The sequence below is a fragment of the Microbacterium sp. GXS0129 genome (assembly GCF_044769785.1).
GTDB classification, from domain to species: domain Bacteria; phylum Actinomycetota; class Actinomycetes; order Actinomycetales; family Microbacteriaceae; genus Microbacterium; species Microbacterium nymphoidis.
In genome coordinates this window covers 28,399-42,579 of sequence record NZ_JBIZVZ010000006.1, presented here as the reverse complement: position 1 = coordinate 42,579, position 14,181 = coordinate 28,399, and the positions used below count along the sequence as shown (strand labels likewise).

Genomic DNA, 14,181 nt, shown 5'->3' with positions numbered 1-14,181 from the left:
CGTGACCGACTTCACCTTCACCTCCGAGGCCGATCTCGAATCGGCGCTGGCCGAGCCGAGTGCGGCCCTCATCGAGGACATGCGCGCCGGGTCCGGGGATCTGGCGATCCTCGGTGCGGGCGGCAAGATGGGGCCTACCCTGGCCATGCTCGCTCGCAAGGCGATGGATGCCGCGGGCCGCTCTGAGGACCGCGTCTACGCGGTGTCGCGCTTCGGCGACGCCGCGCTGCGCGAGCGGCTCGAGAGCGCGGGCGTGGTCGTCGTGCCGTTCGACCTCGTCGAGGCGGATGATCTCTCCGCGCTTCCCGACGCCGCCGAGGTGGTGTTCATGATCGGTGCGAAGTTCGGCGCCGCCACCAGCCCGTCGTGGGCATGGGAGGTGAACGCGGCACTCCCGGACCGCGTCGCACGCCACTACCGCGACAGCCGGATCTCGGTGCTCTCCACGGGAAACGTGTATCCGTTCCTGCCCGCCTCGTCCGGCGGCGCGAGCGAGGATGTCACGCCCGCGCCCATCGGTGAGTACGCACAGTCCTGCCTCGGACGCGAGCGGGTGTTCGAGTTCGGCGCGCAAGAGCGCGGCACGGCCGTCTCGATCATCCGGCTGAACTACGCCGTGGACCTCCGCTACGGTGTGGTGGCCGATATCGCGGCCGCCGTGCTCGCGGGTGAGCCGGTCTCCGTCGCCACCGCGAACGTCAACGTGGTGTGGCAGGGCTACGCCAACGAGGTGGTGCTGCGGAGCCTGCGCCACGCCAGCTCCGAGGTCTTCACGGTGAATCTCACCGGTCCCGAGACGCTGAGCGTGGCCGCCATCGCCCGCCGCATCGGCGCGCTGGCAGGGCGCGAGGTGACGCTCGTCGACGAGCCGCAGGCCACCGCTCTGCTCAGCGACTCCAGCCGCTGCATGGCGCTGTTCGGCTACCCCTCGGTATCCGCGGACACGCTCGTGCGCTGGCAGACCGCGTGGCTCGAGGCCGGCCTTCCCACCATCGCCAAGCCCACCAAGTGGGCTGTCCGCGACGGGAAGTTCTGATGCACGCACTTCGCCCCCAGGCCGCCGCGACGCTCGCGCGCGGTGTCGTCATTCCCGCTCATCCGCTGGCTCTGACGGCCGAGCGCACCCTGGACGAGCGACGCCAGCGCGCCCTCACGCGGTACTACCTCGACGCCGGCGCCGGCGGTGTGGCTGTTGGCGTCCACACCACGCAGTTCGAGATCCGCGATCCCGAGCACGGTCTCTTCGAGCCGGTGCTGCGCCTGGCCATCGAAGAGGTCGAAGCGCATGGCGATCCGTCCGTGATCCGGATCGCGGGTGTCTCCGGGAACACGGCGCAGGCGGTGGCCGAAGCGGAGCTGGCTCACGAGCTCGGCTATGACGCGGTGCTGGTGAGCCCGCGCGTACCGGGGGCGTCGCCGGCAGAACTGCTCGATCGTGCCCGCGCCATCGGAGAGATCATGCCGCTGGTGGGCTTCTACCTGCAGAGCGCCATCGGCGGACCCACGCTGGATCGTGCGTTCTGGCGCGATTTCGCCTCGATCGACGCCGTGGTGGCGGTGAAGGCGGCGCCGTTCGACCGCTACCGCACACTCGAGCTGGTGCGGGGTGTGGCCGAGTCCGGCCGCTCGAGTGAGATCGCCCTGTACACCGGCAACGACGACGCGATCCTCGCCGACCTGCTTGCCACCTACACGGTCGATTCTCCGGCAGGGCCGCAGACGCTGCGCTTCGTGGGCGGTCTTCTCGGTCAGTGGGCCGTCGGCACCCACGCCGCGGTGCGGATGCTCGACCAGGTGCACCGCGCCCTGGCGGGAGACGACGCGCTGCTGCGGATGCTGACGGCACGAGCGGCCGATCTGGTCGACGTGAACCAGGCGGTCTTCGACCCGGGACACGACTTCCACGGCGTGATCGCCGGTGTCCATGAGGTGCTCCGCCAGCAGGGTCTGCTGGAGGGGACCTGGTGCCTCGACCCCGCCGAATCGCTGTCGCCGGGGCAGGCGGACGAGATCGCCCGCACGCGGCTCGCCTATCCTGATCTCGCCGATGACGCCTTCGTCGCCGAGCATCTGGAAAGGTGGTTGGCGTGAGCGCACCCCGGATCATCGTCGCCGTTCCCGCCCCGCTCGTGGGGGAGTTCTTCAGTGCCGAGAGCTGGTCGCGGCTGGACGCGGCAGCCGCGGCGCTCGCCGTGGCCGACGGCGCGGATCCGGCCGGGGCCCTCGTCCGGGTGGACACCCTCGCGGACGTCGCCGATCCCGGTCAGGCCCAGGTCTATGTTCCCGCGTGGGGTGCGGCTGCGGTGGACGCGGAGACGATCGCGCGCATGCCACGTCTGCGGCTGCTCGCCCACAGCGGCGCGAGCGTGCACTTCCTCGTGACGGATGCGCTGTGGGACGCAGGCATCCGTGTCACGCAGACGGGAGCGGCGATGGCGCGGCCCGTCGCCGAGGTGTCGCTGACGTTCACGCTGTCGCTGCTGCACCGGGTCCACCGCCTCGACCACGCGATGCACGCGGGTGAAGGATGGGAATCGGCCGTGGAGCCGGGGGCGCAGCACGAGATCGGCGGCTGCCCGATCACCGTGGTGGGCGCCTCGCGCACCGGACGCGCATATCTGACGCTGCTGCGCGCGCTGGGCGCCCAGCCGCTGCTCGTGGATCCCACGGTCGATGCGGACGAAGCCGCATCGCTGGGTGCCCGTCTCGTCGACCTGGAGGAGGGGATGAGCGCTGCACGTATCGTTGCGTTGCACGCTCCGTCGCTCCCGCAGACGCACCACATGATCGGTGCCCGCGAGCTGGGGCTCATGGCCGACGGTTCCGGCCTGGTCAACACCGCGCGATCCTGGCTGGTGGATGAGGCCGCGCTGCTGGCGGAGCTTCGCACCGGCCGCATCGACGCCGCGATCGACGTCTTCGATCAGGAACCGCTGCCGCTGGATCACCCGTTCCGCTCGCTGGATAACGTCCTGCTCACACCGCACCGCGCGGCAGGGACTGTGGAGGGTCGCCTGCACCAGGGTCGCATCGTGGCCGACGAGGTCGAGGCGTATCTTGCCGGCCAGCCGCTGCAGCACGCCGTGACGCGCGAGCAGATCGCAACGATGGCCTGATCCGGCATGACGGTTCGTCTCGGCTTCCTGGGCGTCGCTCACGCGCACCCGGCCATCGACGCGGCGAACCTCCGTGCGCTGGGCGTTGAGCTGATCGGCGTCGCCGATGATGATGATCCCGCGCGTCGCCGGGACTTCGCGGAGCGCTTCGGTGTGCCGGAAGTGACGATCACCGAGCTGGTCGCGCTCGCCCCCGACGCGGTGATCGTCACGGCGCGTACGGCGCTCGTCGCCGAGTTGCTGCCTGCGGTGCTCGGCATCGTGCCCACGGTCTTCGTGAACAAGGTGGCAGCTGCAACGCCGGGCCATCTGGCGGCTCTGGATGCCCTGGGCGGCGGTTTCGGAACGGCGACCCCGCTCGCCTTCGCCCCGGCTGTGCGGGCCCTCGCCCGGGACGTGCGTGATCGGCGGATCCTCGGGGTCCGGGTCCTCGCCCACCATGACGCCGCGCCGTTTCGCTCACCCGGACGTGAGTGGCAGGACGATCCGGCGGACGGCGGCGGAACGCTGCTGTCGGTGGGGTCGCACGCCTGGCAACTGGTCGACGCGGTGCTGCCGGGCGCATCTCTCGTGGCGATCGACGGTGAGCTGGCATGGCGGGACGTAGGCGCATCGGAGGATCTCGCGCAGGCGATGGCCCAGGTGCGCCACGGCGGGTCCGATGTCCCGGTCCAGCTCACCGTGTCCGGCCTTGCGGGCGACGACCGCTACGAGGTGGAGGTGTTCACCGAGGCCGGCATCCGCGGCGCGGTGCTGACCGATGCCGCACAGTTCGGGTTCGCCGAACTCGCCGGGGCGGTGGCTGCGGCCGCCCGCCGTGGCGAGACGCCGTATCCCTGGACCACATCGCGCACGGCCGCGACCAACGCCGTCACCGCGGCGCGCCTGCTGCGCACGACATCCTCCCCTGCGGAAAGCCCCCATGACTGATTCCGACGATCTGATCCTCCGTCACGCGCGGCCGGCCGACGAGCCCGAGCTGTTCGCCCTGTGGGCCGCCGCGTTCACACCGCCGCTGGCACCCGGTCAGTGGCTGCTGGATGCCGATCGCCACGCCCACACCCAGGTTGCGGTGCTCGATGGACACGTGGTCGGCTCGGTGTACGGCATGCCGAAGACACTGCACGAGGATGACCGGATCGCGTCCGTGCACGCGATCGGCAGCGTCGCCGTGGCGACGGCGGCACGCGGCCGCGGTGTCGCCGCCCGCATGGTGGAGCGGTCGCTGGACGATGCCCGCACAGCGGGTTGCGAGTGGGCGCTGCTGTTCACGGACACGCCCGGTGTGTATCGATCGCGCGGCTTCGAACAGCTGACGATGCGCCGGGTTCGCCGTGGCGCCTGGTCTGCGTCCGTCGATCCGAGCGGCGAGGGCGCGGTCGGCGATGTCGTCGCGTCGCCGACCGACGAGGGGAATCTCCGCGGCGTCGACAGCATCTATCGCGCATCGCGCCTCGGCCGTGTGGCGCTCGCCCCGAGCCGCCGCGACCTGGACTTCCGCGCTGCCGCGTATCGCCTGGCCGGCACCGTGATGCACCGCGCTGCCGCGGCCTACGTCATCGAGCACGTCGAAGACGGCACCGGTGTGATCGACGAAGTCGCGTGCACGCCCGGCGCCGTCGCCGACCTCGGTGCTGTGCTCGCTGCTGTCGCGCGGTCGTGGACATCCGCCGGGATCGGCTCGTGCAGCATCGCGGTGCCCGCGCTGGCTGAGCTCGACGATGCCATCGCCCGCTTCGCCCCCGCAGCGATCGACGAGCTCGACACCACTGCGATGGTCCGGGCCCTCACCCGCGAGCCTCGCCTCAGCCACCCGCGTCACTTCGGCGCCGCCGACTACTTCTGAGGCGACTCCGGTTTCATTGCGCGCACTTGGTTCCAAAACCCGGGGTTTTCGGGCCAAGTGCGCGCTATGAAGCGGGATCGTCCAGCGGGATGCGTGCCGCGCCCTCGACGATGTGGTGGGCGATGACCTCGCGCAGTCGTGCGACATCACCCGAGGCGAGAGCGTCGACGATCACGCGGTGACTCTGGGTGTGGGCGTGCTGCTGGTCGGCACTCAGCTCGGAGGTGGTGGCGAGGAGGAACGACGCGATGCGCCCCTGTAACCGGGTGGACATGTCCGAGAGCAGACGGTGTTCCGCCAGCTCGGAGAGGGTCTCGTGGAACGCGCGGTCCTGGCGGAAGATCTCCGCGGTGTCGCCGGGCTCGGCGGCGTCCATCGCGTCCAGGATCGTCTCCAGGCGGTGCCGCGCATCCTCGTTCCATCGCTCCTGGGCGCGTTCGGCGACGAACTGCTCCAGGACGATGCGCAGCGAGGTGATCTCGTCGAGATCGGCACGCGTCATCCGTGCGACGCGAGCGCCGCGCCGAGGCTCCCGCTCCACGAGACGCTCCTCGGCGAGGCGGGCGAGGGCCTCACGCACGGGGATGTGGCTCACCCCGAGACGCGCGGCGAGCTTTCGTTCGACCAGTCTCTCCCCGGGCTTCAGCTCACCCGCGTAGATGGCGTCGCGAAGCTCCTCGGTCACCTGTTTGGCGACGTTCTGGTCTGAGACCGTCTGCATCGTTCCCCTGTTCTGCGCTCGCGTCCCACACGCTCGCCCCCTCCATGGTGCACTGCTGCGGGGGAAAGTGACGACACTGGACACGTGGCTGGTTTTGCTACATGCTATAGCGAACAGGCTCCCCCGCACAGCACCCCCGGGGGAGTCACCCGAAATCCCGAGAGGCGAGGAACCGCAATGCAACGAGGACGTTTTCTGCTGGCCGGCGCGCTGGTCGCCGCCCTTCTCACCACCGCGGGCTGCGCCGCGGGCACTTCCGGCAACGATGCCGGATCGGACGGCGGATCCGCCACCGGCGGAACCCTCACCGTCGCCGCAGCTCAGGGCATCCCGCAGCTCAACCCCGCCATCCGCACGTTCGCCTGGGAGGAGGTGCTGTTCCCCCTGCTGTGGAACGGGCTCACCAAGACCGACGAGTCCGGGGCGGTGGTCGGTGACCTCGCCGAGAAGTGGGAGGCGTCGGACGACCAGAAGACGTGGACCTTCACGCTGCGCGACGGCGTGACCTTCTCCGATGGCACCCCGTTCACGGCCGAGACGGCCAAGGCGGCCCTGGACTACTACGTGGATCCCGACACCGCCACGCAGGAGAAGAACAAGATCTCGATGATCTCCGAGGTGACCGCCACCGACGACACCACCCTCACGGTGACGCTGTCGGAGCCGGTGGCCACCTTCCCCGCCGCGCTGGTGTGGGTGAAGATGATCGACGCCTCGAAGGTGGACTCCATCGACAAGGAGCCCATCGGCACCGGTCCCTACACGGTCTCCAAGTTCACCCCGGATGACAGCGTCACGCTGGTGCCGAACGAGAAGTACTTCGGCGACAAGCCCGCGCTGGATCAGATCACCATCGTCAAGGCCGCGGAGTCCACGGCCGCCGTCACGGGGCTGCGCTCCGGCGATATCGACGTGCTCTGGTCCGTGCCCCAGGGTGATGTGGCTCAGCTGGAGGCCGGTGGCGACATGGTGATGGTGCGTCCGAAGAGCCCCAGCCAGTGGCCGTCGTGGGAGATGGACACCACCTCGGCACCGTTCAACGACGTGCGTGCCCGGCAGGCGCTCGCCTACGCCATCGACCGGCAGGCCATCCTCGACGCCGCCTACTCCGGCCAGGGCGTGGTCTCGCCGACCAACAGCGCCCTCAACGCCGAGAACTCCTGGTTCGGCGGCGATCTGATCGACTACAGCTACGACCTCGACAAGGCGAAGGAGCTGTTCGCGCAGGCCGGTGTGAAGGAGGGCGACACCCTCACCTGGTGGGGCGTGGCCGGTCAGTACCCGGAGTGGAACACCAGCGGCGAGATCCTGCAGGCCAGCCTGAAGGAGATCGGCATCACACTGAAGATCGACAACAACGACATCGGAACCTGGGTGGACAAGTTCTACCCGGCCGGCAAGAGCTACCCCGCGACGATCGTGCCGAACTTCCAGTCCACGCCCACGGAGCCCGCGTACTCGCTGAACTTCTACCTGCCCGGCCGCTGCGAGTGCAACTGGACCGATGAGGACTTCACCACGGCCTTCTCGGCCGCCATGGCGGAGCCGGATGAGAAGGCCCGGAAGGACAAGTGGGCCAGCGTGCAGGAGATCATCAACCAGCAGGTTCCGCTGATCGTGCCGCTGCAGTCCACCGTGGTCACCGCCACGGGTGAGAAGGTCACCGGGGTCTGGGTCGAGGGCGGTGGCCAGCTCCACCTCGAGGGCGCGGCGCTCCAGTGATCGCACAGACCGCACGGCGGGTGGCGATCAGCATCGCGATGCTGATCGCCACCTCGCTGATCATCTTCATCGTCCTGCGGCTGCTGCCGGGAGACCCCGTCATCACCCGCCTGGGCTCCACCCCCGGTGTCGACGCCGCCATGATCGAGCGCCTGCGCCAGGAGGCCGGACTCGATGCCCCCATGATCCAGCAGTACCTCACCTGGATCGGCGGGCTGGTGCGCGGTGATTTCGGTCAGAGCTACTTCAACCAGTTCTCCGTGACCGAGCTCATCGGGCAGCGTCTGCCCGCCACGCTGGAGCTCACCTTCCTCGGCATCCTGCTCGCGGTGATCATCGCGCTGCCGCTGGGCGTGCTGGCTTCGCTGCGCCCGCTGGGCATGGTGGACCGCATCGTCACGGCGTTCTCCACCGTGGGGATGGCCCTGCCGCAGTTCCTCATCGGCATCGCGCTGATCATCGTCTTCGCGGTGCAGACCAAGCTGTTGCCGGCACGCGGGTACACGCCGTTCGACGAGGACCCGGGGGAGAACCTGGTGCGCATGGTGCTGCCGGCGCTCACCCTGGCCATCGCGGCGTCCCCGCTGCTGATCCGCTACCTCCGGGCCTCGATGATCGAGGTGCTGGACTCGTCCTACATCCGCACGGCCACCGGCAAGGGGCAGTCGCGGTGGGGTGTGGTGATCGGCCACGGGCTGCGCAACGCGCTCATCCCCAGCCTCACCATGCTGGGACTCATCGTGGGCTACACCCTGGGCGGCGTCGTCATCGTGGAGTACGTGTTCGGCATACCCGGACTCGGTTCGCTCGCGATCGACGCGGTCTTCAAGCGCGACTACGCCGTGCTGCAGTCCGTCGTCCTCCTCATCTCCGCGATGTTCATCATCACCACCCTGATCGTCGACCTGCTCTACGGCGTCCTCGATCCCCGCCTGCGCACGAAGGGGCGTCATGGCTGACACGCTCACCCTTGTGACCGCCCGGGAACGCGCGACCCGTCGCCGTCGGTTCCCGGTCCTCACGATCATCTCCGCGAGCGTGCTGGGGCTCATCGTGCTGGCCAGTGTGCTGGCGCCGATCGTCGCCCCGTACGATCCCGCGGCCCAGTCTCCGGACCGCCTGGTCGGTCCGGGCGGCGCGCACCTGCTCGGCACCGACGAGCTGGGACGAGACCTGCTCAGCCGCATTCTGTTCGGCGGTCAGCTCACCATCTTCATCGCGCTCGGCGCCACCGTGCTCGCCATGCTGCTCGGCCTCGTGTGGGGTATGGCGGCCGCGTTCCTCGGTGGCTGGCTGGACGAGCTGCTGATGCGTCTGGCCGACACGGTGATGGCGATCCCGCAGATCCTGTTCGCGCTGGTGTTCGTCTCTGCTTTCGGTGCTGATCCCGTCAAGCTCGCCGTCATCGTGGGCATCCTCCTCACCCCCACGACGGCGCGCCTCGTGCGGTCCTCCGTGCTGAGCGAGCTGAAGGAGGACTACTTCACTGCGGCCGTCGCGTTCGGCGCCTCCCGTCCGCGTCTGGTGCTCACCGAGGTGCTGCCCAATGTGCGCGGAGCCATCGTGGTGCAGGCGGCGATCAACGCGGCCAACGCGATCCTGCTGGAGGCCTCGCTCAGCTTCGTCGGCCTCGGCATCGCGCCGCCGGAGGCGACGTGGGGCACGCTCGTGCAGCAGGGTTACCAGAAGATGTACCAGTCCATCGGCTACGTCATCTTCCCGGCGCTGTTCATCTTCGTCACCATCTGGCTGCTCAACGTGCTGGCCGACCAACTCGGCGCCGGCGAGAAGAAGGGGGTGCGCCGATGAGCGTGGAACCCGTGCTCGACATCCGTGGACTCACCGTCTCCTACGGATCCGCGACCCCCGTGAAGGGCATCGATCTGCAGGTCGCGCCCGGAGAGAAGCTAGGCCTGGTCGGCGAGTCCGGGTCGGGCAAGTCGCTCACCGCGCTGTCCGTGATGCGCCTGAACGCGGGCGCGCGGCTCGGCGGCGAGATCCGCTTCCAGGGTCGTGACCTGCTGGCTCTCAGCGAGCGGGAGATGGCGAAGCTGCGCGGCGGCGAGATCGCGATGGTCTACCAGGACCCGATGAGCTCCCTCAACCCGGTGCTCACCATCGGCGCGCAGCTGATCGAGGCCGTGCGTCTGCACGACCGTGTCTCGCGTCAGGCCGCGCACGCGCGTGCCGTGGAGCTGCTGGCCGATGTGGGTGTGCCGTATCCCGAGGAGCGGATGGCGCAGTACCCGCACGAGTTCTCCGGCGGCATGCGCCAGCGCGTCATGATCGCGATGGCGATGTCCTCGCGGCCCCAACTGCTGATCGCGGACGAGCCCACCACCGCACTGGATGTCACCACGCAGTCGCGCATCATCGATCTGCTCGACCGGATGGCCGCCGAGTACGGCACCGCGGTGGTGCTGATCACGCATGACCTCGGCATCGCCGCGGGCTTCTGCGAGCGCATCCAGGTGCTCCGTCACGGGCGCACGGTGGAGACCGGCGCCGTGGACGACGTGTATGCGCGACCGCAGGACCCGTACACCCAGGCGCTGATGGGCGCTGTGGTCGATCTCACCATCGATGTGGACCGCCCCATTCCCACGGCCGTCGAGGTGCTGGAGCGGGGAACGGATGCGGTGGTCGCCGAGTCTCTTCCGCCGCGCGAACCGGGCGACGTGCTGCTGTCGGTGCGCGATGTGACCAAGCGGTTCCGGCTGGGGTCGGGGCGGGTGGTCACCGCCGTCGACGGCGTCAGCTTCGACGTGCGCCGTGGGGAGACCTTCGGCCTGGTGGGCGAATCCGGATCGGGCAAGTCCACCGTCTCGAAGGCGGTGCTCGCGCTGAACCCGATCGACGGCGGCGCGGTGGAGTTCGACGGTGTCGATCCGCATCGCATCGGCGGTGGCGAGCTGCGTCAGCTGCGCCGGCGCATGCAGATGGTGTTCCAGGACCCATTCTCGGCGCTCAATCGTCGTCAGACGGTGAGCCAGCTGATCGAAGCACCGCTGAAGGCGCACGGAATCGGCACGAAGGCCTCCCGCAGCGAGAAGGTGCGCGAGATGCTGCGGCTCGTGGGCCTCGGGGACGAGTTCGCGGAGCGCTTCCCGCGGGAGATGTCGGGAGGCCAGTGCCAGCGTGTGTCGATCGCGCGCTCCCTCGCGCTGGAACCGGACTTCATGGTGCTCGACGAGTCGGTCTCCGCGCTGGACGTCTCGATCCAGGCGCAGGTGCTGAACCTGCTGCGGGCGCTGCAGCGCGAGCTCGGGCTGACGTACCTCTTCATCAGCCACGACCTCGCCGTGATCCGCTACATGTCCAGCACCGTGGCGGTCATGCAGCAGGGCAGAATCGTGGAGATGGGACCGCGCGACGACCTGTTCGCCGACCCGCAACACGAGTACACCCGATCGCTGATGGCGGCGATCCCCGTGGCGGATCCGGCGCAGGAGCGCGAGCGTCGGCGCCTGGCGGCGGAGCTCGACGAGCGGACCGGGGCCTCCACCACCACGCTGCTGACGAAGGGACGCGCATGACCGGTCTGAACGAGCGCATCCCGGTGCCGGCTGCCGATCTCGAGGCCGGGGTCGCGCGCCGGATCATCGACCCGCCCGTCGGCATTCGCGCCCGCAACTGGGGCCCGGCGGACTGGAACGCCTCTGAGGGACAGCATCGGCACATGACGCTGACGGCCCTCGCCTTCCGCTCGCCGGGAGACGAGCCGGTCGTGCTGATCACGGCGGACGCCACCTGGTGGCGCCGGGTGGCGGATGAGGCCGGCGTGCGCTCCGCCGTCCTCGCCGCCACGGGACTTCCGCCCGAGCGCCTGATCATCTCGCTCAGCCACACGCACGCGGGTCCCGTGCTGTGCGCGGCCGATGCCCATCTCGAGGGCGGGGAGCTGATTCCGGGTTACCTGGAGCACTTCGCATCCCAGGCATCCGACGCCGCCCGTGAGGCGCTCGGCGCGCTGGCACCGGCGCGACTGGAGTGGGCGGTCGGGCGATGCTCGCTCGCGGGCAATCGCGAGCTCACCCTGGACGGCCGCGCCCTCGTCGCCTTCGCGCCGGAGGAGAGCGCGGATGACACCGTGCTCGTCGGTCGCCTGACGCGGGAGGGCTCGGCCCTCGCCACGATCGTGAACTATGCGTGTCATCCCACCACCCTCAGCTGGCAGAACCGTCTGGTCTCGCCGGACTACGTCGGGGCGATGCGCGATCTGGTCGAGGAGAGCACGGGCGCGCCGGTCGCCTTCCTGCAGGGGGCCTCGGGGGAGCTGGCCCCGCGCGAGCAGTACACGGGCGATCTCGCCGTGGCGGATCGCCACGGTGCATCCCTCGGTCACGCGGTGCTGGCGGCCCTGGCCGCACTGCCCGATCCCGGAACCAGCCTCCAGCTCACCGGTGTGGTCGAGTCCGGGGCACCGCTCGGGATGTGGCAGCCGACGCCGGTGGCCGCCGACACCGTCATCGGCGTAGCGAACGCCGCGGTGGAGCTGGACCTGGTCGATCTTCCCTCCCTGGAGGAGCTGGCCGATCAGTGGGCGGACATCGACGCACGCAGCCGCGAGGAGCGGCTGCTGCGGGCACGGAATCTGCGGGAGGGGTACATCGACGGGCCCACCGTGCAGCACCCGGTGTGGGTGTGGCGACTCGGCGGCGCCGTGCTGGTGGCCCACCCCGGCGAGGCATACTCCCACCTGCAGACCGCACTACGATCCCGCTTCCCCCGGCACGCGGTGGTGGTCGCCAACCTGAGCAACGGCCCGGGCTTCGTCTACCTCCCGAGCGACGACGCCTATGAGCGCGGCGCCTACCAGGCCTGGCAGACCCCGCTCGCCCCCGGATCCCTGGCGCGGCTGGAAGCCCACGCCGCTGATCTCATCTCCTCGCTCGTCTGAGCGCCGACATCGCTGTACAGAAGGACCCCTCATGACCGAATCCGCACCCATCGCCGTCATCACCGGAGGAGCCGCCGGCATCGGCTGGCAGATCGGCCAGCGTCTCGCGTCGGACGGCTACCGCGTCGTCGCGGTGGACCGGGTGCCCGGCCTCACCGCCGAGGAGAACCCCGCGGGCGTTCTCTGGCGTGAGCTGGACGTCACCGATCCGGTGGCCGTCGACCGGGTGTTCGGTGAGATCGAGGCGGAGCTCGGGCCCATCGCCGTTCTCATCAACAACGCCGGGATCCAGCGTCATCGTGGTATCGAGGACCTCACCTGGGACGAGTGGTCCGCCGTCGTCAACGTGAACCTGCACGGCGTCTTCGCCTGCCTGCAGGCCGCAGGCCGGCGCATGCTGGCGAACGGCGGCGGACGAATCGTGAACATCTCCTCCATCTCCGCGCGCGGATCGGCGGGCCGTGCCCCCTACGCCACCACGAAGGCCGCCGTCATCGGCCTGACCTCCACCGCGGGTGCCGAATGGGCTGCCCGGGGCGTGCGGGTGAACGCCGTGGCGCCGGGTTACGTCGACACGGGCGTCTTCCAACAGGGCGTCGCGGCGGGAACCCTCAACCCCGCCACGATCCTGTCCCGCATCCCGGCGGGGCGGCTCGCCGATGCCAGCGAGATCGCGGCCGCGGTCAGCTTCCTCGTCTCCGACGACGCCAGCTACATGAACGGGCAGACCCTGTACGTGGACGGCGGGTTCATGGTGGACTACGGCGTGCCCCTCGCGAAGAAGCCCGAGTGATGACGCTCGCCGACGTGAGCGCCGCCACCGCGGTGCTGCCCCTGCCGCAGCCGCTGCGCCTGGGGGCGATGACGGTGACGCGGCGGGAGTACTCCGCCGTGCAGGTCCGCGACGATGCCGGTCGCACCGGGCACGCGTACTGCCTCAGCCGGGAGGCCCCGATGGCGGAGATCGTGCAGCGCCTGGTCACTCCGCATGCGGTGGGCGCCGACGCGGATGACCCTGCCGCGCTCTGGGAGCGGATGCTGCGTGGCAGCGCCATCGTGGGCCGGGTGGGTCTGGTCCGCCGCGCGATCGGGCTCGTGGATGTGGCGGCGTGGGATGTGGCGGCGCAACGCGCGGGGGTGCCGGTGTGGCAACTGATCGGGGAGAGCGGCGAGCCCCGGGACGCGATGCTCGTGGCGGCCTACCCGTCACCCGATCGTGCACCGCGCGAGGTCGCCGACGAAGTGCTCGCCCAGGCGGACGGCTGGAAGCGGGTGAAGATCTCGCGCACGCCGGATGCGGCGTACATGCGTGCGCTCATCGGCATCCTCAACGAGGAACTGCCGGAGCAGACCGGTCTCGTGGTCGATGTCGGCTTCGGCTGGCGCGACGCCGACGAGGCGGTCGCCGAGATCCGGCAGTGGGGTGACATCCGCTTGGACTGGCTCGAAGATCCGCTGCTTCCCGAGGACGCGCTGGGGTGCGCTCGCATCCGGCGTGAGAGCGGACTTCCGATCTCGGTGGGCGACGAGGTCACCGATCCGGACGTGCTGCGACGGCTCGTCATCGAGGGGAACGTAGATGTGCTGCGCCTGGACGTGATCGCCGTGGGCGGGATCACGCCCGCGCGCGAGCTGATTGCCTGGGCGCGTGAGCGCGGCGTTCCCGTGTCGGGGCACGTGTATCCGGAGGTCACGGCGCACCTCGGTATCGAGGTCGAGACCTTCGCGCGCGGCGGTAACCCGTACGACCCGGCACCCACTCTCATTGTGGACGGCCCGCGTTTCGCGGGCCGTGTCACCCCTCCGGCGGGGCCGGGGCTGGGCTTTTCCCTCGATCCCGCCCGCTTCGATTTCACGGCATCGGGAAAGGACTGAC

At 69.9% G+C, this 14,181-nt stretch carries 13 protein-coding genes; 12 read left to right on the top strand and 1 reads right to left on the bottom strand.

Features of this window, described 5'->3' with window-relative positions; all coding sequences use genetic code 11:
• Position 1: 1 nt before the first annotated feature.
• The 5 genes from ACIQJ5_RS16115 to ACIQJ5_RS16095 are packed head-to-tail and all read left to right on the top strand — an operon-like array spanning position 2 to position 4,962.
• The gene (locus tag ACIQJ5_RS16115) at positions 2–1,036 is read left to right on the top strand and encodes an NAD-dependent epimerase/dehydratase family protein (RefSeq protein WP_402845342.1); all 1,035 of its coding nucleotides are present in this window, start codon (positions 2–4) and stop codon (positions 1,034–1,036) included.
• Entirely contained in the window at positions 1,036–2,091 is a 1,056-nt protein-coding gene (locus tag ACIQJ5_RS16110; RefSeq protein WP_402845340.1) for a dihydrodipicolinate synthase family protein, read from the top strand. The genes ACIQJ5_RS16115 and ACIQJ5_RS16110 overlap by 1 nt, the downstream gene beginning before the upstream one ends.
• Positions 2,088–3,116: a hydroxyacid dehydrogenase gene (locus ACIQJ5_RS16105; RefSeq protein WP_402845338.1), complete on the top strand. Its 1,029-nt coding sequence runs from the start codon at positions 2,088–2,090 to the stop codon at positions 3,114–3,116. The genes ACIQJ5_RS16110 and ACIQJ5_RS16105 overlap by 4 nt, the downstream gene beginning before the upstream one ends.
• 6 nt (positions 3,117–3,122) lie before the next feature.
• Complete coding sequence (locus tag ACIQJ5_RS16100; RefSeq protein WP_402845336.1) at positions 3,123–4,046, top strand: hypothetical protein; 924 nt, start codon at positions 3,123–3,125, stop codon at positions 4,044–4,046.
• Complete coding sequence (locus ACIQJ5_RS16095; protein ID WP_402845334.1) at positions 4,039–4,962, top strand: GNAT family N-acetyltransferase; 924 nt, start codon at positions 4,039–4,041, stop codon at positions 4,960–4,962. Before ACIQJ5_RS16100 ends, ACIQJ5_RS16095 begins: the two co-directional genes overlap by 8 nt.
• Positions 4,963–5,026: 64 nt before the next feature.
• Here ACIQJ5_RS16095 and ACIQJ5_RS16090 read toward each other — a convergent pair whose 3' ends face one another.
• Positions 5,027–5,683, bottom strand: coding sequence for a GntR family transcriptional regulator (locus tag ACIQJ5_RS16090; RefSeq protein WP_231092397.1), 657 nt, complete (start codon positions 5,681–5,683; stop codon positions 5,027–5,029).
• A 177-nt stretch (positions 5,684–5,860) separates the two neighbouring features.
• Here ACIQJ5_RS16090 and ACIQJ5_RS16085 point away from each other — a divergent pair, with 177 nt between their 5' ends.
• From ACIQJ5_RS16085 to ACIQJ5_RS16055, 7 genes are read left to right on the top strand one after another with little or no spacing between them, the layout of a single operon-like run.
• Entirely contained in the window at positions 5,861–7,405 is a 1,545-nt protein-coding gene (locus tag ACIQJ5_RS16085; protein ID WP_402845332.1) for an ABC transporter substrate-binding protein, read from the top strand.
• Positions 7,402–8,364, top strand: coding sequence for an ABC transporter permease (locus ACIQJ5_RS16080; RefSeq protein ID WP_231092395.1), 963 nt, complete (start codon positions 7,402–7,404; stop codon positions 8,362–8,364). Before ACIQJ5_RS16085 ends, ACIQJ5_RS16080 begins: the two co-directional genes overlap by 4 nt.
• A complete protein-coding gene (locus ACIQJ5_RS16075) occupies positions 8,357–9,214 on the top strand; it encodes an ABC transporter permease (protein WP_402845329.1) in 858 nt (285 codons plus the stop codon). Before ACIQJ5_RS16080 ends, ACIQJ5_RS16075 begins: the two co-directional genes overlap by 8 nt.
• Entirely contained in the window at positions 9,211–10,941 is a 1,731-nt protein-coding gene (locus ACIQJ5_RS16070) for an ABC transporter ATP-binding protein (RefSeq protein WP_402845327.1), read from the top strand. The genes ACIQJ5_RS16075 and ACIQJ5_RS16070 overlap by 4 nt, the downstream gene beginning before the upstream one ends.
• Positions 10,938–12,305 (top strand): hypothetical protein, encoded by a 1,368-nt coding sequence (locus ACIQJ5_RS16065; protein WP_231092392.1) that lies wholly within the window; start codon positions 10,938–10,940, stop codon positions 12,303–12,305. The genes ACIQJ5_RS16070 and ACIQJ5_RS16065 overlap by 4 nt, the downstream gene beginning before the upstream one ends.
• A gap of 31 nt (positions 12,306–12,336) precedes the next feature.
• On the top strand, positions 12,337–13,098 hold the full coding sequence (locus ACIQJ5_RS16060; protein WP_402845325.1) for an SDR family NAD(P)-dependent oxidoreductase: 762 nt from the start codon (positions 12,337–12,339) through the stop codon (positions 13,096–13,098).
• Entirely contained in the window at positions 13,098–14,180 is a 1,083-nt protein-coding gene (locus tag ACIQJ5_RS16055; protein WP_231092390.1) for a mandelate racemase/muconate lactonizing enzyme family protein, read from the top strand. Before ACIQJ5_RS16060 ends, ACIQJ5_RS16055 begins: the two co-directional genes overlap by 1 nt.
• Position 14,181 lies beyond the last annotated feature (1 nt).